This window comes from Exiguobacterium sp. KKBO11 (genome assembly GCF_001644945.1).
In the GTDB taxonomy this organism is placed as follows: Bacteria; Bacillota; Bacilli; order Exiguobacteriales; family Exiguobacteriaceae; genus Exiguobacterium_A; species Exiguobacterium_A abrahamii.
In genome coordinates this window covers 216,183-241,186 of sequence record NZ_LUCU01000044.1, presented here as the reverse complement: position 1 = coordinate 241,186, position 25,004 = coordinate 216,183, and the positions used below count along the sequence as shown (strand labels likewise).

At 46.3% G+C, this 25,004-nt stretch carries 23 protein-coding genes; 18 read left to right on the top strand and 5 right to left on the bottom strand.

From position 1 onward, the window contains the following. Positions 1–17: 17 nt before the first annotated feature. The 14 genes from AYO36_RS13915 to AYO36_RS13850 all read left to right on the top strand — a co-directional run bounded on the left by AYO36_RS13915 (position 18) and on the right by AYO36_RS13850 (position 14,726). Entirely contained in the window at positions 18–2,003 is a 1,986-nt protein-coding gene (locus AYO36_RS13915) for a DHH family phosphoesterase (protein ID WP_064300771.1), read from the top strand. Further along, complete coding sequence (gene rplI, locus AYO36_RS13910) at positions 2,000–2,443, top strand: 50S ribosomal protein L9 (RefSeq protein ID WP_023469847.1); 444 nt, start codon at positions 2,000–2,002, stop codon at positions 2,441–2,443. Before AYO36_RS13915 ends, rplI begins: the two co-directional genes overlap by 4 nt. 19 nt (positions 2,444–2,462) lie before the next feature. After that, positions 2,463–3,815, top strand: a complete 1,353-nt coding sequence (gene dnaB / locus AYO36_RS13905) for a replicative DNA helicase (RefSeq protein ID WP_023469846.1) — start codon at positions 2,463–2,465, stop codon at positions 3,813–3,815. Between the two features lie 211 nt (positions 3,816–4,026). After that, entirely contained in the window at positions 4,027–5,319 is a 1,293-nt protein-coding gene (locus AYO36_RS13900) for an adenylosuccinate synthase (protein ID WP_023469845.1), read from the top strand. Between the two features lie 225 nt (positions 5,320–5,544). Further along, positions 5,545–6,252, top strand: coding sequence for a response regulator YycF (gene yycF, locus AYO36_RS13895; protein WP_023469844.1), 708 nt, complete (start codon positions 5,545–5,547; stop codon positions 6,250–6,252). A 2-nt stretch (positions 6,253–6,254) separates the two neighbouring features. Further along, on the top strand, positions 6,255–8,105 hold the full coding sequence (walK, locus tag AYO36_RS13890; protein ID WP_029343019.1) for a cell wall metabolism sensor histidine kinase WalK: 1,851 nt from the start codon (positions 6,255–6,257) through the stop codon (positions 8,103–8,105). Continuing rightward, the gene (yycH, locus tag AYO36_RS13885; protein WP_023469842.1) at positions 8,102–9,418 is read left to right on the top strand and encodes a two-component system activity regulator YycH; all 1,317 of its coding nucleotides are present in this window, start codon (positions 8,102–8,104) and stop codon (positions 9,416–9,418) included. The genes walK and yycH overlap by 4 nt, the downstream gene beginning before the upstream one ends. Positions 9,419–9,424: 6 nt before the next feature. Continuing rightward, positions 9,425–10,261 carry a two-component system regulatory protein YycI gene (locus tag AYO36_RS13880; RefSeq protein WP_064300770.1) on the top strand — a complete coding sequence of 279 codons (837 nt, stop codon included), beginning with the start codon at positions 9,425–9,427 and terminating at the stop codon, positions 10,259–10,261. 10 nt (positions 10,262–10,271) lie between these two features. Next, entirely contained in the window at positions 10,272–11,063 is a 792-nt protein-coding gene (locus AYO36_RS13875) for an MBL fold metallo-hydrolase (RefSeq protein WP_023469840.1), read from the top strand. A 106-nt stretch (positions 11,064–11,169) separates the two neighbouring features. Next, positions 11,170–12,459, top strand: a complete 1,290-nt coding sequence (locus tag AYO36_RS13870; protein WP_023469839.1) for a S1C family serine protease — start codon at positions 11,170–11,172, stop codon at positions 12,457–12,459. Positions 12,460–12,603: 144 nt separating this feature from the next. After that, positions 12,604–12,765: a CxxH/CxxC protein gene (locus AYO36_RS13865; protein WP_023469838.1), complete on the top strand. Its 162-nt coding sequence runs from the start codon at positions 12,604–12,606 to the stop codon at positions 12,763–12,765. Between the two features lie 72 nt (positions 12,766–12,837). Then, a complete protein-coding gene (rlmH, locus tag AYO36_RS13860; protein ID WP_023469837.1) occupies positions 12,838–13,317 on the top strand; it encodes a 23S rRNA (pseudouridine(1915)-N(3))-methyltransferase RlmH in 480 nt (159 codons plus the stop codon). A 178-nt stretch (positions 13,318–13,495) separates the two neighbouring features. Next, the gene (locus AYO36_RS13855) at positions 13,496–14,560 is read left to right on the top strand and encodes a S8 family peptidase (protein WP_082874253.1); all 1,065 of its coding nucleotides are present in this window, start codon (positions 13,496–13,498) and stop codon (positions 14,558–14,560) included. Further along, positions 14,532–14,726: a hypothetical protein gene (locus tag AYO36_RS13850; protein WP_064300768.1), complete on the top strand. Its 195-nt coding sequence runs from the start codon at positions 14,532–14,534 to the stop codon at positions 14,724–14,726. Before AYO36_RS13855 ends, AYO36_RS13850 begins: the two co-directional genes overlap by 29 nt. Before the next feature lie 141 nt (positions 14,727–14,867). Here the strand turns inward: AYO36_RS13850 and AYO36_RS13845 are convergent, their stop codons facing one another. The 5 genes from AYO36_RS13845 to AYO36_RS13830 all read right to left on the bottom strand — a co-directional run bounded on the left by AYO36_RS13845 (position 14,868) and on the right by AYO36_RS13830 (position 19,279). Further along, positions 14,868–15,731, bottom strand: coding sequence for a DNA adenine methylase (locus AYO36_RS13845; RefSeq protein WP_197484537.1), 864 nt, complete (start codon positions 15,729–15,731; stop codon positions 14,868–14,870). A gap of 12 nt (positions 15,732–15,743) precedes the next feature. Further along, the gene (locus AYO36_RS13840) at positions 15,744–17,606 is read right to left on the bottom strand and encodes a hypothetical protein (protein ID WP_064300767.1); all 1,863 of its coding nucleotides are present in this window, start codon (positions 17,604–17,606) and stop codon (positions 15,744–15,746) included. Positions 17,607–18,094: 488 nt separating this feature from the next. Continuing rightward, entirely contained in the window at positions 18,095–18,247 is a 153-nt protein-coding gene (locus AYO36_RS16825) for a hypothetical protein (RefSeq protein ID WP_156501865.1), read from the bottom strand. A 156-nt stretch (positions 18,248–18,403) separates the two neighbouring features. Beyond that, positions 18,404–18,643, bottom strand: a complete 240-nt coding sequence (locus tag AYO36_RS13835; RefSeq protein WP_064300766.1) for a hypothetical protein — start codon at positions 18,641–18,643, stop codon at positions 18,404–18,406. 15 nt (positions 18,644–18,658) lie between these two features. Beyond that, a complete protein-coding gene (locus AYO36_RS13830) occupies positions 18,659–19,279 on the bottom strand; it encodes an HNH endonuclease family protein (protein ID WP_369792036.1) in 621 nt (206 codons plus the stop codon). A 197-nt stretch (positions 19,280–19,476) separates the two neighbouring features. On the opposite strand from AYO36_RS13830, the gene AYO36_RS13825 reads away from it, so the two are divergent. From AYO36_RS13825 to AYO36_RS13810, 4 genes are all read left to right on the top strand, one after another. Then, a complete protein-coding gene (locus AYO36_RS13825) occupies positions 19,477–19,674 on the top strand; it encodes a hypothetical protein (protein WP_023469832.1) in 198 nt (65 codons plus the stop codon). An 82-nt stretch (positions 19,675–19,756) separates the two neighbouring features. Beyond that, positions 19,757–20,944, top strand: a complete 1,188-nt coding sequence (locus AYO36_RS13820; RefSeq protein WP_035395462.1) for a DUF4317 domain-containing protein — start codon at positions 19,757–19,759, stop codon at positions 20,942–20,944. Between the two features lie 176 nt (positions 20,945–21,120). Next, positions 21,121–22,200 (top strand): alpha/beta hydrolase, encoded by a 1,080-nt coding sequence (locus tag AYO36_RS13815; protein WP_231884721.1) that lies wholly within the window; start codon positions 21,121–21,123, stop codon positions 22,198–22,200. Positions 22,201–22,216: 16 nt separating this feature from the next. After that, on the top strand, positions 22,217–24,976 hold the full coding sequence (locus AYO36_RS13810) for a glycoside hydrolase family 3 protein (RefSeq protein WP_064300765.1): 2,760 nt from the start codon (positions 22,217–22,219) through the stop codon (positions 24,974–24,976). The last annotated feature ends 28 nt before the right edge of the window (positions 24,977–25,004 follow it).

Below are 25,004 nucleotides of genomic sequence, written 5' to 3'. Positions count from 1 at the left end.
CATATAAGGAGGACACGATGGAGTCAGGTCAACAAGTATCACCGGAACGAGAACGACGCATCGTTCGCTTCATTCCGTATCTATTAATCGTCGGTCTGCTTCTCGTCGTCGCTGTACGTGAACCGATCATCTCCGCTATCGGAGCCGTCGTGACTGCCCTCCTCTTCGGATTGCACCTATTCGAAGAACGCCGTGCACGCAGGGCATGGGAGGCGTATGTCGCCGGAATCTCGATGCAAGTCGAGGAGACGGGACAAGATGCGTTGACGAACATGCCAATCGGGATTTTGTTATACGATGAGGAAACCCTCGTCACCTGGTTCAATGATCCGATGCGGGACATCTTTGATGATGTAGCGATGGGACAGACGCTCAATGAGCTCGATCCCTTATTCATCGAGATGGTCGCGACGAACGAGGACCAAGCGACGCTTGAAATCGGTGATGCCGTATATCGCGTCTTTTCAAATCATGAGAACCGGACGTTCTATCTGTTCGATATGACAGAAGAAGCACAAGTCGAACAACAACTCGTCGATAATCAGACGGTCATCGGCGTCATCTATCTTGATAACTACGATGAGATGACACAAGGTATCGAAGATCAGTTGCGCAGTGAGTTGAACAGCCGAGTTACGCAACTGTTGAATCACTGGGCAGCCGAACACGGAACGTATATCAAACGAACCGCATCTGATCGATACTTCATCGTCACGACAGAAGAGAATCTACGGATTCTTGAACGATCGAAGTTCACGATTCTTGATATCGTGCGCGAAGAGACGAGTCAGCGTGGTGTCCAGTTGACGTTATCGATCGGAATTGGTTGCGGTAGTGATCCGATTCCTTCGCTTGGTCTGATGGCTCAATCGAGTCTCGATCTCGCGCTAGGACGGGGAGGCGACCAAGTCGTCATCAAACGCGACGGGAAAGTCCGCTTCTATGGTGGCAAGACGAACCCGACAGAAAAACGGACACGTGTCCGGGCACGGGTCATTGCCAACTCGCTTCGTGACTTAATGCAGGAATCAAGCCGTGTCCTGATCATGGGGCATAAGAATCCGGATATGGATGCACTCGGATCAGCGATCGGGATTTTGAAGCTTGCGGAAATGAACGATAAGGAAGCGCATATCGTCTTACCGCCAGAAGAAATCGGTCGCGGGATTCGCCGGATGATGGACGAGATCGCTGAAGTACCACAACTCGAGACACGGTTCGTCAATGCGTTTCAAGCGGATCAGTTGATTGACGATCAGACGTTACTCGTCGTCGTCGATACCCACAAACCGTCGCTCGTCGTCGTACCGACGTTACTCGATCGATTCGAGCATATGGTCGTCATTGATCATCACCGGCGCGGGGAGGATTTCATCGAAGATGCGGTCCTCGTTTATCTCGAGCCTTACGCATCGTCGACGTCAGAGCTCGTCACCGAGTTAATCGAGTACCAGCCGACGAATCAGAAGCTATCGATGCTTGAGGCGACGGCGTTACTTGCCGGAATCATCGTCGATACGAAAGGCTTTGCGCTTCGGACCGGCTCGCGGACGTTCGATGCTGCATCTTACTTGCGTTCACAAGGTGCTGACACGGTGCTCGTGCAAGAGTTCCTCAGTCAGGATCTTGAGACGTACGTTGAGCAGTCACATATCCTCGAGCGGTCCGAGGTCTATACGAAAGGGATGGCGATTGCGACAGCGGAACCTGGCGTCATTCACGATCAAGTCTTGATCGCACAAGCGGCTGATCAATTGTTGTCGCTTCAAGGCATTCGTGCTGCCTTCGTCATCGCGGAACTTCAAGACGGACGGACAGCGATCAGTGCCCGTTCACTCGGAGAAGTCAACGTCCAGTTGATCATGGAGACGCTCGGAGGCGGCGGTCACTTGACGAACGCGGCGACACAGATGTCAGAATCGGTCGTCACGGTCGCGGATGCGTTGCGTAAAGCGATCGATCAATATCTAGAAGATGAGACAAAAGGAGAGGAATCAGAATGAAGGTTATTTTCTTACAAGATGTAAAAGGACAAGGTAAAGCAGGAGACGTCAAAGACGTGGCCGATGCTTATGCAAATAACGTACTCTTCAAGAAAAAGTTGGCGCGTCCTGCGACGACTGGCAACTTGAAGCAACATGAAGCACATGAACGTAAAGCAGCAGAAGAAGCGAAACAGAACTTGCTTGACGCACAAGCGTTAAAAGAGAAAATCGAAAAAGAGACGATCGTCGTCTCGACGAAAGCCGGTGAAGGCGGTCGTGTCTTCGGTTCTGTCACAAGCAAACAGATCGCGGAAGCACTCAAGAGCATGGGTTACAAAATCGACAAACGTAAAATCGAGCTCGAGCACCCAATCAAGGCACTCGGCTTTACGAAGGTACCATTGAAGCTACACAACGAAGTGACAGCGACGCTGAACGTTCAGGTCAAAGAGGCGTGAGTAGAAAAGGGGAACGGTGATGAGTGAAGTCATGCAAAATATGCCTCCCCAAAGTATCGAGGCAGAACAAGCCGTCCTAGGGGCGATCATGATTGATGCGGATCGTTTGATCAGTGCATCAGAACGTCTGTTACCGCAGGACTTTTACCGTGCCTCTCACCAACGGATCTTCGAAGCGATGCTCGTGCTGTCCGACCGAGGCGAAGCGATCGACCTCGTCACGGTGACAGCCGAGCTCAGTACGCTTGGCATCCTAGATGAGATCGGTGGTCTACCGTATCTAGCGGAACTAGCGGAAGGTGTACCAACCGCAGCCAACATCAATTACTACGTCAATGTCGTTGACCAGAAGTCGACGCTTCGGCGTCTCATTCGGACGGCAGGCGAAATCGTCACTGACGGATACGAACGGCAAAACGAGGTCGATGTCCTGCTGAATGAGGCAGAACGGAAGATTCTCGAAGTATCACAAGGAAAAGGAAGCGCAAGCTTCATTCCAATCTCGGACGTCTTGACGAGTGCCTATGCAACGATTGATAAATTGCATAAGCAAAGCGGCGAGACGACGGGGATTCCGACCGGTTTCCAGGATCTCGATAAAATGACGGCCGGCTTCCAGCGTAACGATCTAATCATCGTCGCAGCACGTCCATCGGTCGGGAAGACGGCGTTTGCCTTGAACATCTCGCAAAACGTCGCGACACGCGCTGACGAGAACGTCGCCATCTTTAGTCTTGAGATGGGTGCCGAACAGCTCGTCATGCGGATGCTCTGTGCCGAAGGAAACGTCGATGCGCAGCGTCTGCGGACTGGTCAACTCGAGGAAGAGGACTGGGGCAAGTTATCGCTTGCGATGAGTAACCTGTCTCAAGCCGGCATCTACATCGACGATACACCAGGGATTCGGGTCAACGATATCCGGGCGAAGTGCCGTCGTTTGAAGCAGGAGCACGGTCTTGGGATGATCATGATCGATTACTTGCAGCTGATTCAAGGGAATGGTCGCTCCAGCGACAACCGTCAACAAGAGGTCTCGGAAATTTCCCGTTCCTTGAAATCACTCGCGCGTGAACTCGAAGTCCCCGTCATCGCCTTATCGCAGCTCTCCCGTGGGGTTGAGAGTCGTCAAGATAAGCGACCGATGATGTCGGATATCCGGGAATCGGGAGCAATCGAGCAAGATGCCGATATCGTCGCCTTCTTGTATCGTGACGATTACTACAATAAAGAAACGGAAGATGCGAACACGATTGAGATCATCATCGCAAAACAGCGGAATGGTCCAACCGGTACCGTCAAACTTGCCTTCCGAAAAGAATTCAACAAGTTCGTGGATCTCGAGCCAAGTAACTCGTACGCGCCACCAGCTTAATCCAAGCTACGCTTTGTCTTCGATCGATCGGAGACAAAGCGTAGCTTTTTTTATTTTCACCTAAAGATTCTCAGTTTATTTATCAAAAACGATAATTAAACGAACGAAAGAGAATTGTAACAATTAATTGTTCGGTATTTGGTTGACTTCTCTTTTTTATCGCGTTACACTTAGTCGTGGTTTTGAATCGTACGTGGAGGTGGATGATAAGATGTCATCAGTAGTAGTAGTCGGAACACAGTGGGGCGACGAAGGAAAAGGGAAAATCACCGATTTTCTCTCGAAACAAGCCGACGTCGTAGCACGTTATCAAGGTGGAGACAATGCAGGACATACGATCGTATTCAATAACGAGACGTACAAATTGCACTTGATCCCATCAGGTATTTTTTACTCGGATAAGAAATGTGTCATCGGGAACGGTCTCGTCGTCAACCCGAAATCACTCGTCAAGGAATTGAAGTATCTGCACGATCGTGGTGTCTCAACGGATAACTTGTTAATTTCGAATCGGGCGCATGTCATCTTGCCGTATCATCAGTTGCAGGATCAGTTAGAAGAAGAAGCGAAGGGCGACGCAAAAGTCGGAACGACGCTAAAAGGAATCGGACCGTGCTACATGGATAAAGCCGCACGCATCGGAATCCGGATGGCAGACTTACTCGACAAAGAAACGTTCGCTGAGAAGTTGAAGATCGTTCTCGACCAAAAGAACCGGATGTTCACGAAGATGTATGACGCTGAACCAATCGCGTTCGACGATATCTTCGAAGAGTACTATGCGTATGGACAAGAGTTCGCGAAATACGTCTGCGATACATCCGTCGTCGTCAACGATAGCCTCGATCACGGCGAAAAAGTGTTGTTCGAAGGCGCACAAGGTGTCTTACTCGACCTTGACCACGGAACGTACCCGTTCGTTACATCATCGAACGCATCTGCCGGTGGTGTCGCATCGGGTGTCGGTGTCGGTCCAGCTCGGATTGATCACGTCGTCGGTGTCTGTAAAGCGTACACGTCACGTGTCGGTGACGGTCCGTTCCCAACGGAATTGTTCGATGACATCGGTCACCAAATCCGTGAAGTCGGTCGTGAATACGGGACGACGACAGGACGTCCGCGTCGTGTTGGTTGGTTCGACTCTGTCGTCGTTCGCCACTCGCGCCGTACAAGTGGGTTGACGGATCTTGCGCTCAACTCAATCGACGTTTTGACAGGACTCGACACGTTGAAGATCTGTACATCGTACGAATTCAACGGAAAACAGATCGATGAGTACCCAGCAAGCTTCCGTGATCTCGAAGCATGTGTTCCAGTTTACGAAGAACTGCCGGGCTGGAAAGAGGACATCACAGGTGTCCGTCGCTTTGAAGATCTACCGTTGAACGCACAGAACTACGTCAAGCGGATTGCGGATCTCACAGGTATCTCGCTCGTCACGTTCTCGGTCGGACCGGGTCGTGAACAGACAGTCGTCTTGCGTGATCTCTACGAAGAAGCATAAGTCCCAACAGCCTCTTGCCTCCCGCAAGAGGCTGTTTTTTGTGCGAAATGGTTCACAAACGGAAGCAAAAACAGGTATACTGAATACAGTGTTTCACGTGGAACCTCTCCCGTGAGACGACGAACAGCAGAGAGAGTGGCGCCGGGAGTTTCCGTCGCCACCTTTCTATATGCCGAAAAAACAGGTAAAATAGATTGAATAGAAATTTTTAAGGGGGCACACCCAGTGACGGAACGCAAAATTCTAGTCGTCGATGACGAGTTACCGATTGCAGATATACTCAAGTTTAAATTAGAAAAAGAAGGCTACCAGGTCGCGATCGCAAATGACGGCGTGGAGGCATTAGAGAAATTCGAGGAGTTCAAACCGGATTTGATGTTACTCGACATCATGCTCCCGTTAATGGACGGGATGGAGGTCTGCCGGGAAGTCCGGAAGACGTCGAAGATTCCGATCATCATGTTGACAGCGAAGGATTCCGAGATCGATACGGTACTTGGTCTTGAGCTTGGCGCGAACGATTACGTGACGAAGCCATTCAGCTCGCGCGAGTTACTTGCCCGCGTGAAAGTCCACTTACGCAACACGAGTCCGGAAGCTACACCACAACCGGTTGGACCAGGTCCACTCAAAGTCGGAGAACTGTATATCGATACGAATTCGCATACGGTGACACGTAAGGATCAAAAGATCGAGCTGACGCAGCGTGAGTTCGAATTGTTGCACTACCTCGCGAAAAACATCGGTCAAGTCATGACACGTGAGCATTTGTTGCAAACGGTCTGGGGCTATGACTACTTCGGTGACGTCCGGACAGTCGACGTAACGGTGCGTCGTCTCCGTGAGAAAGTCGAAGATAACCCAAGTACGCCAGTTTACATCATGACGCGTCGTGGTGTCGGCTATTATCTCCAAGACGGGGAGAATGAATAACGATGTTAAAAGGAACGAACTTCTTTAAATCCATCCAATGGAAACTCGTCGTCATCTATGCCTTATTGATTTTAGTGGCGATGCAGGTCATTGGCGTCTATTTCGTTCGTTCCCTTGAAAAGCAGTACATTACGAACTTCTCGAAGTCGGTCGAGGACCGAGCAGGTCTTGTCGCCTATAACGTCGGGAAGGAATTCGATAAAACAGGCGATGATGACGCCTCCAAGCGGCAGTTGTCCCAATCACTAGGGCAACTGCTGTCTGAGTTTAGTAATGGCTCCACCTCAAGGAACGACATCCTCGAAGTTCAGATCATTGACCAGGACTCGATCATCCAGGCGACATCGGATAACGAGAACCAATCAGCAGTCGGACAACGGGCGACGAATTCACTGATTAAAAAAGCGCAGGCAACGAGCTCGACCCGGACAGACACCGTGCTTGATCCGGAATCAGAGGATAAGATCCGGATCTTTGCCGTACCGGTTACCTCGGAACGAGACGGCGTAACGACCGGTATGATTTATGTTCGCGCTTCGATGGAGTCAATCTATTCGCAGATGCAACAGGTTACGCGGATTCTTGCGACCGGAACGGTCATCGCCCTCGTCATCACGTCAATTCTCGGTGTGTTGCTGTCGCGGACGATCACGCGTCCGATTTCCGATATGCGGCGTCAAGCGATCGAGATGCGACGCGGGAACTTCTCGCGGAAGGTTAAGGTCTATTCGGACGATGAGATCGGGCAACTCGCCCGTTCCTTCAACGAATTGACGGATGAGCTACTCGAAGCGAACGCGACGACGGAAGCTGAACGACGGAAGTTGACGAGCGTCCTTGAGAACATGACCGATGGCGTCATCGCGACGGATCGAACACTGCGCGTCATCTTGATGAACGATCAAGCGAAGGATATCGTCGGTGCGGACGATGCGAGCGTCGTCGGAACGAACTTGAAGGACTTACTGGCACTCGGTGACGATTTCATGATTCCGGAAGATGGTACGATGCCACCGCGTCTGCTTGATTTCAGTAGTGAGGACGAATTGTTCCTCGTCCGGGCATTCTTCTCGCCCGTCAAGAAACACAGTGGTCCGATTACCGGGATGATCGTCGTCCTGCATGACGTCACGGAACAGGAGCAAGTCGAACAGGATCGTCGCGAATTCGTCGCGAACGTCAGTCACGAGCTCCGGACACCGCTGACGACGATGCGCAGCTATCTCGAAGCCTTGGCAGAAGGAGCGTATCAGGACGAGGAACTCGCACCGCGTTTCCTTGAGACGACACAAAACGAGACGGAGCGGATGATCCGCCTCGTCACCGATCTTTTACAGCTGTCGAAGATGGACAGTAAGGAATACAAGATGAACAAGGTCCGCTTCGATTACATTCAGTTCCTGAATGAGATTCTCGATCGCCATGACATGACGAAACCGGAACGAATTCGTTTCCGTCGTAAGATCATGAAGCGGAAAGTCTATATCCGTGGGGATCAGGATAAATTGATCCAAGTCGCAGACAACATTCTGACGAATGCAATCAAGTACTCACCGGAAGGCGGAACGATCACTGTCCGGACGATGCTCCGGGCAAAACGGATCGTCATCAGCATCAAGGATGAAGGTGTCGGAATCCCGAAAGCGAATCTCCAAAAAATCTTCGAACGCTTCTATCGTGTCGATAAAGCCCGTGCCCGTAAAATCGGCGGCACCGGTCTTGGTCTGTCGATCGCAAAAGATGTCGTTTCAGCACATGGTGGCGACATCTGGGCAGAAAGTGAATGGGGACGCGGCACGACGATTTACTTCACGCTTCCGTATGAGGTGATCGAAGAGGTGGATGCCGGATGAAGAAACAACACTGGAGTTCGCTGTTACTCGTCCTGCTTGTTGCCGGTTCGATCGCTCAGACAGCGATGCTCTGGACCTATCATCCAAGCAGTGAATCAATCGAGCGGGAACAGGTCTCGTTCAACGAGATCGATGCCTCAAAGACGATTGAAAGCAACCAACTGATCAACCCGGAACTACTCGTCTATTCGGATCAGGAAGGGATCTATCAGACACAAATCATCGGTCGGACCTTCCTTAACCGAATCGGTGCGTCGTTTAACATCGGTGTCCTCGTCTTGACGGATAAAGCGAACAACATCCCGGTCGGTGACCGGAGTGTCGAGATGATCTTCCCGACACCGATCAGTGCGACGATTCTTGAAGAGTTACTCGGAGAAAAACAGATCGCCTTCTCGGAACCGATCAAACGACTCTATTTACTCGATTATGATGGACCAATCCTCCGTCTCGAGTCGGCGACCGGTCGCCTGAAGGACTTCAAGCTCGTCGGCGATGAGACGGTTCTGAAGCGACTGTTCGCGCATGATAAGAAAAAACCGATGACACGCGTCGAACTCAAAGGTGGCGATTATACGTATGTCGCGAGCGGTACGACGCGACTAGAGCAAGTCTTCGTCTATGACGAGGTGGGGCAATCGCCGAAACCACTCGACCGCATTCGGAGTGCCTTTTTTGCCGAGAACTCGAACGTCCAGCAAATCAAGAGTCGGGATGATCTCGACGTCTTAACGGACGGCGTCAGCGTTTCGACGTATGACCGAAACTATAATGTGTATCGTTTCAATACATTATCGCCGAATACGCAAAGCTCGACGGTCGATTACAGCACGCTCGTCAGCTATGTCAACATTCATGGGGGCTGGCTCGATCAAGATACCCAACGCAGTGGTTTCCGGTATTACTTTGATCAGATGAGTAAAAAGAGTGAGGAACAGACGGCGACGTTCCGGTTGTACTTGAACCGGTATCCGGTATTTGGGGAGAGTGGTCCGCTACTCGAGCAGACGAAGTTCGATCTTGCGACACTGAAGATCATGTATGAGGAAAATCAAGTCCGGTCGCTCAGTCGTAGCATGCTCCGAGCGAAGCGGAAGCTCATCCTTCGGGAAGAGACGGTGCCAGCTGTTGAAACGGTTCTCGAACGTCTGAGCCGTGCTGATCTCTTAAAAGAGATCAGTGGAATCCGGATTGGATATGAGATGACGTATAAGATTTCAACGAGCCGCTACGCCGTCTTTGAGCCGACGTGGTTCATCAAAATCGACGGCGTCTGGCAATCGATCAATCAAGCTGTCGGGAATGAGGGGTGAGGATGAATGGACTGGAATAAAGCGAAGACCTTATTGATGCTGACCTTTTTGATCCTGAACGTCTACCTTGCCATTCAATTGATGGACCGGATGGTCGAACCGCGGATCGTCGCGACGAGTGCGACCGGTAAATCGATCTTGAAGGATCGTCAAATCGATGAGAAAAAACTACAACCGGTTACGCGAGACATCGGCTATTTAACAGCCGAAGTCGATGCGCGGACGCTAGCGCCACTCGCGAGTTCACCGATTCGTGACGCGGTCGCCTCCGTCAAGAACGATGTCGAGTGGTCGGTCCGGTTGACGAAACCGTATCGACTCGATGCGAAGACGATGCGAGATTCTGCTTCATCGTTCGTTCAAGCATCAGTTCGATATGGTGCCGAATATACATTTTGGAAGTATGATAGTAAGTATCAGGAGATGACATTCGTTCAGACGTATAAGGGACAGCCGCTCTATTCGACACCACAGCAGTCGCGTGAGGACGATGCGATGATCGGACCGTCCCTGCTCGTCTTGCAGCTCAACGATGCGAAGGAAATCGTCAGCTACAAACAACGCCACTTGAACAAGGTCGTCCGGCAAGCGCAGGACGTGACGTTGTTATCGGCAAGTGAAGCAATCGTCCAGTTGTCGGAGCAAGGCTTGTTCCCGGCATCGAAGCGGTTGACGAGTCACAAGCTCGGTTATTTCTGTCTCGTCACGGAAGGCACGGAATCCGTCCAAATCCTGCCGCCGACGTGGCAAATCGAGCTCGATAATGAAGAAGTCTATTTCGTCAATGCGATTGATGGCGGTGTCCAGACCGTCGAACGATTGGATACAGTCTCAGAGAAATGAGGAATGCACGATGAGCCTACACTACAGCGTCATGGCCAGTGGCTCGACGGGGAACGCCCTCTATATCGAAAGTGAACAGACCCGCTTGCTCGTCGACGCGGGATTGACCGGCAAGGCGATGCTCGCCTTGTTCGACCAGATCGACCGGTCGCCACATGGCATCGATGGTCTGTTCGTCACCCATGAGCACTCCGACCATATCAAAGGCGTCGGCATCATGGCGCGGAAGTACAATATCCCGCTCTATGCGAATGAAAAGACATGGGCAGCGATGGAAGCGAAGATTGGTAAGATTGATCCGGCGCTGAAGTTCCTCTGGGAAGTCGGAGAGGTCAAGCAGTTCGGTGACATCGAAGTCGAATCATTCAACGTTAGTCACGATGCAGCCGATCCGATGTTCTTCCAGTTCGCCCACGAAGGAAAACGGTTGGCACACATCACCGATACTGGATACGTCTCGGACCGAATGAAAGGTGTCATTCGGGGCGCCGATGCCTATATCTTCGAAGCGAACCATGATATCGGTATGCTCCAGATGGGACATTACCCGTGGAGCGTCAAACGACGGATCCTTGGGGATTACGGACACGTCTCGAACGAGGACGCCGCAATCGCGATGAGCGAGGTCCTGGATGACCGAACGAAACGGATCCACATGGCCCACTTGAGCAAGGACAACAACATGAAGGAACTCGCCCGGATGAGTGTCTCCCAGACGCTCGCGAGCCGTGACGTCGATCTGAGTAAGATTCAGCTTCTCGACACGGATCCGGTCATTCCGACACCGCTCCTGAAGCTTTGATTATGGGAAATTACTGAATATGCTCAAAAGACCCCCACATTTGGCTCACTTGCCACGTGATGGGGGTATACTTGTGTAAAGAGAGTCATAAAGGAGGCGTATGTCGATGGATCGACCCGAAGAACCACGGAACGAATCCGAACGATACGAACAGTCATCCGATGAGAGCGGCTTCCCGCCCCGTCAGCCGGCAACGAGCGAACCGGTCAGCCCTTATCGTGAACCATATGAAGAACAACCAGAACCACCGCGTCGTCGCGGTGCCGGAAAAGCCTTTTTCGTTGGTCTGATCGGCGGAATAGTCGGAGCCTTGTTGATCGCTCTCGTCGCGTGGCCGTTCGTCCGCGATGAGATGACGAGTCCGACTCCGGTTTCGTCGACGACAGCGGAACAGACTGCGACACAGACGACAGAGGATGAAGCTGATATCGTCGGTGCGGTCGGTAAGACGAAGGAAGCCGTCGTGAGCGTGACGAACCTTCAGAGCTCGTTCCAAGGAACCGATCAGGAAACGGGTGCAGGGTCCGGCGTCATCTATAAAAAAGACGGCAATAAAGCCTACGTCGTGACGAACTACCACGTCGTTGAAGGCGCGAGCCGCTTGTCTGTCACGTTATCTGACGGAACAGCACTCGAGGCAAAAGTCCTCGGCGAAGATCCGACGTACGATTTAGCGGTCCTCTCGATTGATTCATCGAAAGTGACACAAGTCGCAAAACTGGGGGATTCGGATACGTTACGTGCCGGTGAAACGGTGCTTGCGATCGGAAACCCACTCGGGATTTTCGCGAACTCCGTCACGCGCGGTGTCATCAGTGCGCAGGAACGGACGGTTCCAGTCGATACGAACAAGGATGGACAGCAAGACTTTAATACAGAAGTCATCCAAACCGATGCAGCGATCAACCCGGGGAACTCCGGTGGAGCACTCATCAACACAGCTGGTCAATTGATCGGGATTAACTCGATGAAGATTGCGGAAGCAAGTGTTGAAGGAGTCGGATTTGCGATTCCGATCAACGAAGCGTTACCAATCATGCGTGACCTTGAGCAAAACGGTGAAGTCGTTCGTCCACAGCTCGGGATTCAGATTCGCGACGTGCAGGAATTCCCAAGCGGATACCGCGAAGATCGTCTGAAATTACCGAATGATGTAACGAAAGGAATCGTCGTCGTCGGTCTAACACGTAACAGTGGAGCCGAAAAAGCGGGTATGAAAGCGAACGATGTCATCGTTGAAATCAACGGAAAAGCGATCGCATCGTTCGCGGACCTAAAAAGTGTCCTCTACCGGGATGCAAAAGTCGGTGAAACAGTCAAAGTCACGTTCTACCGGGGCGGTGAAAAACAGACAGCAGATGTAAAGTTGTCGGCTCAGTCGCCAACCGTTCAGTAAGGCATCACTTGAAAAACCATCCACAGGTCCGACCTGTGGATGGTTTTTTGAGTGAGGAAACCTGTCGCTTTTCCGGTCAGGAAGGTCGATATTTGTTATACTGGAAGCGGATAAATGTGGATAAGTGAAAGGAGGAGACAACCTGTGGATAAGTACGTCTGTTTAGAACATGTCGAGCTCGCGCTTGACGAAATCGTAGATGAAACAGAACAATACCCGATTCTCGATCAGCTAAATCCAGAAAAAAACATCACCTGTGAATACTGTGACGCACCGGCAACATATCTTGTGTCAAGCAAAAAATAAATATCAACATGTGGATTTGTGGATAACTCTGTGGATAACTCCTGAATTTTCTGTCAGAAAGCGAGAAATAAGATGCAAATTACCATCATTACGGTCGGAAAGCTAAAAGAGAAGTATTTGAAGCAAGGTATCGCCGAATATACGAAGCGTCTCGGCGCCTACTGTTCGATCCAAGAAATCGAGGTCGCGGACGAAAAGGCACCGGAGCAATTGAGTGAAGCGGAGATGGCGCAAGTGAAGAAAAAAGAGGGCGAACGGATTTTAGCGAAGATCGGACCGGACGTTCACGTCCTCGCACTTGCTATTGAAGGAAAACAACGGACGAGCGAACAGTTCGCAAAAGAACTCGATCAACTCGCGACATATGGCAAGAGCAAGATTGCTTTCGTCATCGGTGGATCGCTCGGTCTTGCACCAGAAGTGATGCAACGTGCGAACGATACGATCTCGTTTTCAAAGATGACATTCCCGCATCAATTGATGAAGATGATTCTCTGTGAACAGATTTATCGGGCGTATCGGATTAATCGGAATGAGCCGTATCATAAGTGAATATAAAAAATGTATAGTAATTATATTGATTAACTAATTTAAGTTTTCAAACTGGAATTTAGGGTAAATTTAGAATTAAATACTCCTAAAATTACATTTTTTAGTTGTATAATAATTTTATAAAGGCTATTCTGTTTATTAAGTATAATAAAACATAGTAGCGAGTTGATATAATTTTATGGAATATATATGTCAATCATTATTTAGAAATATTGATGAAAAAATGATTAATCGAGTATCTAATAATCGAGTTAAAGTAATTTATAAAGCTTTATTTAATAACATATTTGTTATTGAATCATTAAACAAGTCTTATATTGAAGAATTGAATTTATTTTTTAAAATTTCTTCATCTAGACGATTTAAATTAGCCGGTAGTATTAGAAATGAAGTAGAATTTCAACCGCAGGTTCCTAGAGACTTGTTAAGAAGGACTCAAAACTTAGGTTGGTCTGTAAACATCGGAATTATTGATTCAGGTGTAAAAAAGAAATCAGGAATTAAACTATTTGATTCTATTGATTTCACTGGATACAATGATACGATTGTAGTCGATCATGGTACTGAAGTAGCTAAAATTGTTAAATACTATGCTTCAGGTTCTAATATAACAAGTATTAAAGTATCTCACGATGGTTATGATATTTCTGAAGCATTATTGATTCAAGCTTTAGATTTTGCTGCTGAAAAAAAACTTGATATTGTAAATTTATCACTTGAACTACAGCCGTTTAAGGATCGTAAAAATAGTTATTCTCAAGAAGAATGCAATGGTGATTGTTTCTTATGTGATTATGTCAATACTATAGTTGATGAAGGAATTATAGTTGTAAGCGTAGCTGGAAACGACGGTGAATCTGAGGGTAATACCATAACGTGTCCCGGAAGAGCTGATAAAGCTATTACCGTCGGTTCTATTAATGTTGAAGGTAAAGTTAGCAACTCTAGTGGAAAAGGAGTTTTAACATTTTTAAAACCAAATATATTGGCACCCGGTAATGTAAGAATTTTAATTGATAGCTTTTATAGAAATGTTAGTGGTACATCGTATTCAGCACCTATAATTACTGGTATCTTAGCAGCATTAATACCGACACAAGATATAGAAAAAGTTATCACTGAAATGTATAAAACTTGTACGGATATTGGTTTTGAAAAGTATGAGCAGGGATTTGGTTTGTTAAATATAGAAAAATTGGTGGAGGTGTTGAAAGATGAAGAAACAGTATCTAATTCAAGTTAGAGACAAAAATAACCTTACCTATTTAAATGAATTTGGTTCAATAGTATACATTGCTAGATTAAAAGGTTTAGTTATATTTGAAACTAGTCAAAATAGAGCTGATGAACTATCTAAACACCCTCAAATCCTTTCAATAAAATTGTCTAGAGAATTTAAACTTGCATGAGTCTCAAACCTAAGTACTGCTCCTATTCAATTTTTCAATAAGATTACTCAAAAAGACTCCGATGTAACATCGGAGTCTTTTTGAGTAATCTTACAAATGTTATTTTAAAGTATAAATTATTATTTAGACATTTTTTAGAATTCAATCAAGTATTAAATAATCTTCTATATTTTTTGAAGATATCTGGTTAGAAAATATTATATATTCCTTACCTTGTCCTGAATTAGCTAAACTATAATTTAACTTGTATATAAAATTTTCATATTTTTTATATAATTTTTCTATTTCTGATGAATAATCATAAGTTAAGATCCACTTCTTATTTACTAAATATTTTTCTATAGAAGTAGCTAAGTCGACATGATCAACGTGTTCGTAAAAATTTGTGTATAATGCTTTTCCCTTACAATAATAAGGAGGATCAAAAAAAGTAAATGAATTTTTTGTTTTGGTTATATTGTGTTTAATAAATTCAATTGCATCTTTATTGTATAAAAGTATTTTCGATTTATAGCGACTAATTATTTTAACTTTTTGAATTAGTTCATTTTTATTAAATCTACAATTCATTTTATACTGACCTAATTGTTCTTTTCCTCCAATAACTCCAGCATTTATAATCCCAGATCTATTTGTTCTATTTAAATAGAGTGTAGAATACCCTAAAGATATTAAAGGTTCGTTATTTTTATTTTTTTGTATAGATTTTTGTATCTTCCATTCTTCTATAGTAAATTTTGCATTCTCTATTAATGAAATAAATTCATTTGGAAAATTTAAAACAGAGTACCATAATGCGTAAATTGATCTGTCAAAATCATTAATAATGATTTTTTCAACGTCATTATTTATTAATAATTTAAAAGCGACTGCAGCTCCACCACAGTAAGGTTCAATATAAGTAGTAGATCTAGTTTCTTTAATTAAATATTTTACATAAGGATAAACTTTATTTTTACCCCCAGGGTATCTTAAAAGACTGTAATTATTTATTTTTTTTTGCATAATAATTCTCCATTACTTAAAATCAATTAAAAAAGTCTTTATCGCATTTATATAAGGGAAATATTTTTGAAGTATTCTTTTAAAGTCTTGGTCAGTCAGAGTGGTTTGATAATCATGAACTATTCCGTTAAGACTTTCAATATCATCATGTGCTTTAATTGCTTTTTTCATTTCAATAGTGAATATGTTAGTTTTTTTATTAAACATATCTTCAGATACAACTTTCACTAAATGTGGTAAGTTATCATTTTTGTTTTCTTTCTCATTTATTAAATATATATCTCGGTATGCTTTTGACAAATACTCTAATAATGCTCTAATTAAAAATGAGGTGAGAAGAACACTGCTTTGTGTCTCGTTATTATTTTGTGAGCTAATTTGTTTTTGTAAAGACATTAGAACTTCAACAATTTTAAAGTATTTATTATTTTTAGAAAGTGAAGTAATAATTTCGATAAAATCAAATGAGTAATGTGAACTGCTCGTTAATAATTTACTTTGAATAAAAATATCAAACGTATCTAACGTATCTAGTTGACTATCGAATGTAACTGAAATTGAGTAATATCCTGGTTTAGTATTTTTTATTACTGTAGATTCTTTTAATAATATATTATTTGAAGAACATGAAAACTTGATTTTTTTATATTGAGAACTTTTACTCGGAATAAGATTACCATCATTATCATATAATTTAGTGAATTGAATTAAATTAACATCTGAGTCAGTATAGAAAGACTTTTCTTTTAATAATGTTCTATCGACAAATAATCGATATTTAGTTATTGTATCGTTAGAATTATTAGGTGATTTTTCATTTAATTCTTCATGTACGGAATCTTGTTGAGAATTATCATTGGTAAAATCATTTTTATTTTTTTCATCTTTTTTTACTTTATTGTTCTTAGAAGTAAAATCTTCATTTACAAGAGAACTCGAGTCTTCATCACTATCAGAATCGCTGTTACTATGATTTATGTTCCATTTGTCTATAAGTTCTTTTAATCCGGGAATTATTTTATTGTCCTCAAGGATAGTTTCCCATTGAGATTGCTTTTGAAAAGAGCGTGTATTTAAAATAAATTTATTATCTTTAATATCTTCTTTATTAATCCAAGCAGCGTGACCAATAGCTTTTAAAATTTCTTCAAATGTTTCTTCTTTGATTTTGGGAATATCAAAATAAAAATCGGAATTTTCTTTTAGTTTAAGTTCTTTCTTTAATGCACTGTATATTCTACTCGTTAAAACATCGTTGTCTAAGAGTGACAAAGGCTTTATAGATGGGTAATCTTTTTTTGTGAAATTATGCATTTTCGATAAGAAAATATAGAATTTTATGTCTTTTTTTATTTCTGCTAGAGATTCTGGAGTAGTAGATTTAATAAAATCTAGTGACTGTTTAGAGTTATGTTTATCTAGCAGCTTATTGTACATGTTAAAGTAGTAAACATATTTTTCAATACTTTTCCAACTCTTTATAGAAGAAATATGTTTAGAGGCAATTTTATAATTAGCATCATTTCTGTCATAGACTATATCACAATCTACTTGAAAATCTTCACTTTTAAAACGTTTAACCTTTTCTCTATAAGTTGTTTTTAGAAGACTTTGATGAATAAATATAGCTTTAATAGCTGCAATTCTTCTGTTCCCTTCTAAAACTGTATATTCCTCATCTGTTTCTAAGACAATAACTCGTTCACCCAAAGTCATATAACCTTTTTTTAAATAAGAATCAATTAACTCATAAAGATTTTCATATTCTAATAGATGATTAATTATTTCTTTCTCATTAGAAAATTTAAATAGAGAAAACCTAGGGTTCTCATAATCTAATTTTAGATTCAAAGGATTAAGACTCATTGATTTCATAATATGATCACTCTCTCATTAAAGTTATGTAAAATTCATTTTATCATAACTTGAAAATAGAAAAAAATTTACATTTAACTATGTAAAAAATTTAACGATTTTTTATTATCTGATTTAGTAGGTTTATAAGTATTCGATGGTGGTGTCATAATCCAGCATATATGTTTAATATCGTCTGTAAATCTTTTTTTTCATTTTCCTGTATACTAAGGCTTTAGCGGCTCTTCATAATAATCTACTTCATCGAATAAGTATAATTTGTATCTACATATGCTCTTGATAAGTTGTTTGAGACGGAGTTCTAATACTTCTAGTCTATAGAACGTGATCTATATAGAGGTTCAATAGATTTGTCGACTTCAATTTATTATGGTAAGTACAAAAAACATTAATTTTCAAAAAAATTATTATTTATTATACTCGCTAATTGAGATAACGCGGGGTAAGGTAATGTGAATAAATGGTCTTTTTACCTATGGCATAAACATTTACTCTGACTTTTCTTTCGTGATGATACCGACACCGCAACCAAACAGCATGATGATGCCCGTAACGAGTAACGCAGGCACATGACCCTCTAATGCCATGTAGAGACCTGCACCACTTAAGATGACGCCGGTTGGAATCAAAACATTTCGCATGAGCTATACCCCCTTAAACGGATAATGACGTTGATCTCACTATACCGGATAAGTAGTCAGATAAGTACATACGATTTAGTAAATAATAACAATCTAATTTTAAATACTTGAGAATAAAACAGACGCTGCCCAGTGATTGGACAGCGTCTGTTTTCATTATGTTCGTTCCAGTACATTGACGAGCATTTGATGAATGACGTCATGATCCCGGACGTCATGGACACGATAAGTGCCGGGTAACGTATAGACGTCTATCGCTCCGACGTAAGCAATCTTTAGTTCCAACGTTCCATCCTCCTGACAGGTCGTCCGGAGTTCGAGTTCACCGCTGATGACACCAACTTCTTGCGTCATGACGCCATGCGTGGCGGTAAAGGTAGAGGTTTTCGTTTCCATCGAATCGACTCCTTTTTAGTATGTACATGTGTTCAACATCGTTTGTAAGGCTGTTTTTTCACTCGACTGTAAGCTGAGGTTCCAGCGGCTCTTCGTATTGATCCACATTTTTGAGTAAGCACAGCTCGCACCTGCCCGTGTCGGCTTCCATGTCGACGGATCCTGATCCCCTTTTGAACGGTTCGAGCTTGCAGAGACAGCAATCAATTGTGGACCTGTCAAATCGTTTGCGAACGCTTGACGTGTGGTCGTTGTCCAGCTGCTTGCGCCTGAGCGCCATGCTTCAGCAAGCGGTACGACGTGATCGATGTCGAGGTCAGACGGGTTCGTGAATGTCAGTCCGTCATAGTAACTATACCAAGAACCGGATGTGACGGGGCACGATCCGACATATGAATCGGCGTCACGTTTTAAGACGACTTGTCGTGTGTCACAGCCGCTTCCTTGACTGCTCCAGTGCGGGAACAAATCACGCGAATAACCGGTCATGCTGCCTTCTGTTTTAACCGTTAAGGCATCGAGTTGAGACTGGGCCGTCGCTTTCGATGAGATGCCCGATGGTAACGCGGAAACAGACGTCGTATCGAATTGGAAAGCGGTCAGGCAGACGAGCGTAGTGATGACGATGGACTTGATGGCTTTGAACACGTGTCATTCCTCCTATGTATGAGACGAGATGATGTGATGTGAAGACACCCTTCACAATTTTTAGTATGGCATCACTTATTTAGGAAGAAATGAATATCGTGTAAATGTTATTAAAATTAAACTTTTGTCATTATATAGAAGGGTCTGATGTTAGGATTTAGGTGGAGAAGAAAGGAGACTACATCATGAACGAACGAATTAGAGGATGGTTGATCGTGTTCGGCGTATTTTTAGTCGTAAGTGGCACGTTGACGGAAGCGCAACGTTATTTCAACACAAAAGAACTAGATAATTGCATCGCGCAAGCTCGCGCTGCCCACCAAGAATATGAATATGAGATCGTTAATCCTGTCACACGCGCGTATTCATTCCGTGCGCATTGATTTTCTAAAAGATGTCTGGTCATCTCGCATATGGTACGCTTTTCAGGAAGCAGGATTTTAATGATTCGAGGAGCTGGTATGCATGAATAAAAAAGACATCGCCGACATCCGTCGTCACTTCAAGATGGATGCCGATTTACTAAAAATCCATGAAATCTACAACGTCTATATTCGAAAAGAGACGAGCGAAATCTATCATGAGGAAGCCCGACCGTTTCCATTGCTTGATCCGGAACAACAGGAGCTGTTCCTCGCGAACTTCAAGAAAGTATTAGGTGGAAAACTCGACGTCAAGCTGTTCGAGGTCAAGTTCACGCATCCGGAAGAAGGAGAGACGGGTCATACGCAGCAGCTCCTTTATGAAGGACTGTATGCGGAAGAGCCGGAGGACTGGGTCGAGCAGATGCAGACGATGGCGTTGAAGATGGTCCAAGACGTTCAGTACGAGAATGACCTCGTCGTCACGTTTATTCGCGGGCAATACTATAAAACAACGAAGCGCCAAGCGGATGAGACGGAGATCGATCCAAATGACGATGTCTATACGACACCGTTCATCCTCGGTAGCCTTAACTTGACGGAGTTACCAAAACAATCGCTCGTCTTTGATTTCGTCGAACGGGAATTCAAGTCGAACTTATTCATCAATCCGGTCATCAAACTGGCGTCGCCGATTGGTGGGTTCCTCTTCCCGACCTTCACTGACAATGCAGCAGACGTCAATCATGTCTTGTATGCAGCGGGCAAACCGAATAAACCAGATTTCGGCTTCCTTGAAAACGTCTTGAACGGTCAACCGATCGTCACGGCAGATGAGGATAAAGCGATCTTCGAGGAGATCGTCAAATCGGTCGTCGGTGAATCGATGGATACGAAGACGTTAGCCGGTGTCTATGAAAACATCAACCAGTTGATCGTCGTCGAAGAGGATCAAGATGAGGAAGAAGTACCGATGCTTGACGTTCAGGAAGTCGAGCGTGTGCTCAAGGCAAGTGGTGTCGAAGATGTCAGCACGGAACAAGTCGAACGGGCATTCAAGACGGTCGTCGACGATCCTACATACGAGATGAAAGCGAGTAACATCGTCCCGAACTATGAAGCGAAATCGATTAAAATCAATACGAAGGTCGCGAACATCGCAATCAGTCCGCAAGACTTGAAGTACGTCAAACAAGTCAACTATCAAGGGAAACGCTGCCTGTTGATCGAGGTCGAGGAAGACACGGTCATTGATGGTTTTACAATCGTTTCACAAGAACAATTACGATGAGGATCAGCGCAGGCGACTGCGCTGATTTTTTTAGGTGAAACATTTGCTTCTCCTGTCAAAGACAGGTATATTGTGATGTAAGCGGTCTCTTTTTTGAAAAAGAGGCATTCGAAATTTTTTTAATTGTTATCGAAAGCGCTTTCGATAACGGTTTGACTAGAAAGGAAGCGATCCACTTGTCTACCGCATCGATGCAAGATTTACTGCGAACGTTACGAAATCGTTCATCCATCCATCAAGACGGACTTGAGATCGTCGATAAGCCAATTCCCGACGTCTCGACTCCAGGAACACTCGATCCGCGTGTCCGTGAGGTCGTCCTCACGCAGCGTCCATCGATCTCGATGCCAGAAGGAGCGTCGCCAGTTGAATTGGCGCGTGCCGGCATGGGTTGGGACAACGAAGACGTGACGACTCGAAAAATCTCAACGGACGTCCTCGCGATCCCAAGACCCGGTACCACGATCGAAGCACGGCTGTATCGTCCGGAAGCGGCACGTCCGCTCCCGCTCGTCGTCTATTTCCATGGAGGTGGTTTTTTCGGTGGTACGCTCGAGACGGTCGAGAATCCATGTAAAGCATTAGCCGATAAGGGGAACGTCGCCGTCTTGTCAGTCGGCTACCGATTAGCACCCGAGCATCCGTTTCCAACAGGACTTGAGGATTGTCATGCAGCGATCGATTGGGCAGTCGAACACGCTGATCGACTTGGGATTGATCCAGGTGCGATCGCTGTCGCCGGTGATAGTGCCGGTGGGAACTTAGCGACGGTCTGTTGTTTGCTCGACCGCGAGCGTCCGATGCCGTATATCCGCTATCAAGTCTTGTATTATCCAGTCGTCAATGTCGGGGAACATCCGAATTCGGAATATGACTGGACGCTTGAAGCGTATGACCGACAAACGGAACCCGAGCTACTCGAACGGATCATTTTGTCGCTTCAAGATGAAGAAGGTGTCCTCGAGCAATGGTACGTTCAAGCAAGTGATTCGAAGGATCGACGGATCTCACCGTTGTTCGCGACGCTCGACGATCTACCAGAAGCACTCGTCATTACAGGAGAGTTTGACTACTTACGTCTTGAAGGGGAAGCGTATGCGAAAAAGCTCGCGCGCGCCGGCGTCAAGACCCGTTATCTCCATTACCGCGGGATGGAACATGCCTTTCTTGATAAACTCGGTCTGTATCCGCAAGCCGAGGACAGCTTAGACGAAATCGCGAAGGATTTAAAACGACTTTTTTCTCAAACTAACTAACAAAGGTGGATGACGCATGACATACAAACTCGATTGGCAAGCCTATACAAAACTCGCACGGCAAACCGTCGCGGAAGGGGCGGTCCTCTTACAAAATGATGGTGTGCTCCCGTTGCAACCCGCATCGACGGTCGCTGTCTTCGGACGTAATCAGTTCAACTACTATAAAAGTGGAACAGGATCAGGCGGGATGGTCAACGTCACGAACGTCGTCAGTCCGCTCGACATGCTGCGCGAAGACGTAACGCTGAACGCAGACGTCCTTAAGGCATACGAGAACTGGCTTGAAGACCATCCGTTTGACCAAGGCGAAGGTTGGGCAGCCGAGCCGTGGTCGCAAGAAGAGATGCCGCTTGACGCGACACTCGTTCAGCAAGCAGCGCTTGACTCCGATGTTGCCTTGATCATGATCGGTCGTACGGCTGGGGAAGACCGCGACAATACAGCGGATCCAGGGAGTTATTTTTTAACGGAGACGGAACAGGAGATGCTCCGACTCGTGGCGACACACTTCAAACAAACTGTCGTCGTCTTGAACGTCGGGAATATCATCGATATGCGCTGGGTCGAAGAGACGGCGCCAAGTGCTGTCCTCTACGCGTGGCAAGGAGGGATGGAAGGCGGAACTGGACTGAGTGATCTCTTGCTCGGCCGCGTCTCGCCGTCTGGAAAACTACCGGATACGATCGTCCGTTCACTCGATGATTATCCGTCGACACCATACTTCGGTCATGCCGATCGTGCGTTGTATCAAGAAGACATCTATGTCGGGTACCGTTACTTCGAGACGTTCGCACCGGAAGTGGTCTTGTATCCGTTCGGGTATGGATTATCGTATACGTCGTTCGACCTGACGACAGACGTGACGACGTCAGCTGATGCTTGGACGATTACGGCGACGGTGACGAATACCGGGCAGACGAGTGGGAAGGAAGTCGTACAAGGATACCTCGAGAAACCACAGGGACAACTCGGGAACCCGACGCGTCAACTTGTTACGTTCGGAAAGACAGAAGAACTCGCACCAGGTGAGCAAGAATCTCTCACACTCGTCGTACCGTTCGCCTCATTTGCGAGTTATGACGATAGTGGCGTCACCGGGCATAAATCGTCTTATGTCATAGAACCTGGCACGTATCAGCTCTATCTCGGAACGGACGTCAGGTCGGCGGTTCCAGTCGCAAGCCATTCCGTCGAGACGCTTGACGTCACGGACGTCTTAACGGAGAACATGGCACCGGTGACGGCGTTTGAACGCATCAAACCGCAAGCGACCGAAACAGGATATACGGTAACGTATGAAGCGACACCACTGCGGACGATCGATCCGGAACAACGTCGTCAACAGGAGCGTCCCGTTGACCGGACGCAGACGGAAGATGCCGGTTGGAAATTACGCGACGTCAAAGAAGAACGTGTCACGCTCGAGACGTTCCTCGATCAATTAACGGATGCGGATCTCGCGGCAATCGTCCGAGGTGAAGGGATGAACTCACCGCGCGTCACACCGGGAACGGCGGGCGCCTTCGGTGGCGTGACGACAGAACTCGAAGCACTCGGCATTCCAGCAGGCTGCTGCGCGGATGGTCCGTCCGGAATCCGGATGGACATCGGGACGAAAGCCTTCTCGTTACCGAACGGAACATTGCTTGCCTCGACGTTTAACACGACGTTGATTGCCGATCTATTTGAGATGACAGGTCTTGAGTTACGGAAAAACGAGATTGATACGTTGCTTGGACCCGGGATGAACCTTCACCGCCATCCACTCAATGGACGGAACTTCGAGTATTTCTCGGAAGATTCGTATCTGACTGGAAAAATGGCAGTGGCACAACTCGACGGCATGCACCGGGTTGGTGTGACGGGAACGTTGAAACACTTTAGTGCCAACAACCAAGAATTCCACCGACACGATCTGGATTCGATCGTGTCAGAACGGGCGTTACGTGAGTTGTACCTGAAAGGATTCGAGATGGCCGTCAAGGACGGGAAAGCGTACTCGATCATGACGACGTACGGTGCCGTCAATGGAATTTGGACTGCCGGCTTATATGATCAGAACACACGTATTTTGCGCGATGAGTGGGGCTTTGACGGAATCGTCATGACCGACTGGTGGGCGAAGATCAATGCCGAAGGAATGGAAGCAAATCGTCAGCAAACGGCGACGATGGTCCGTTCGCAAAACGATCTCTACATGGTCGTCGGCGAACCGGGAACGAATCCGTTCGAGGATGATACGTTGACGGCTCTCGCTGACGGAACACTTCGACGTTCCGAGTTACTGCGGAGTGCCGCGAATATCTGTCAGTTCTTACTCCGGTCACCGGTCATGGACCGTGTGATGGGAACAGTATCACCGGTCGAAGTTCTCGGGGCACCGGTCGAAGAGGAGACGCTCGAAGAGCAAGCGGTCTCGCACCAACGCCTCATCAGTGGAGATGCCTTCCCGTTAACGGACGTCACGACGACGACAGGCAGCAGTCATGTCTTCGCTGTCACGGCGGAAGAGACAGGGATGTATCAGGTCACGTTGACGGCACGTTCGAATGCTGGTGAACTGGCGCAGATGCCAGTGACGTTGTTTGCGAACAACATGCCGGTCGCGACCTTCACCTTCAACGGAACGAACGGCGAGTGGGTCAGTCAGACGAAGGACGTCTTCGTCTTCAACCCACACAACTATCTGAAACTCTACTTTGCACTCGGTGGTCTCGAGTTAAAAGAGTTGACGTTTACGCTGGCGGAATCGTTTCATATGAAGAACGGCTGATTAGATTAGCTGGACGGAAAGGACGGAT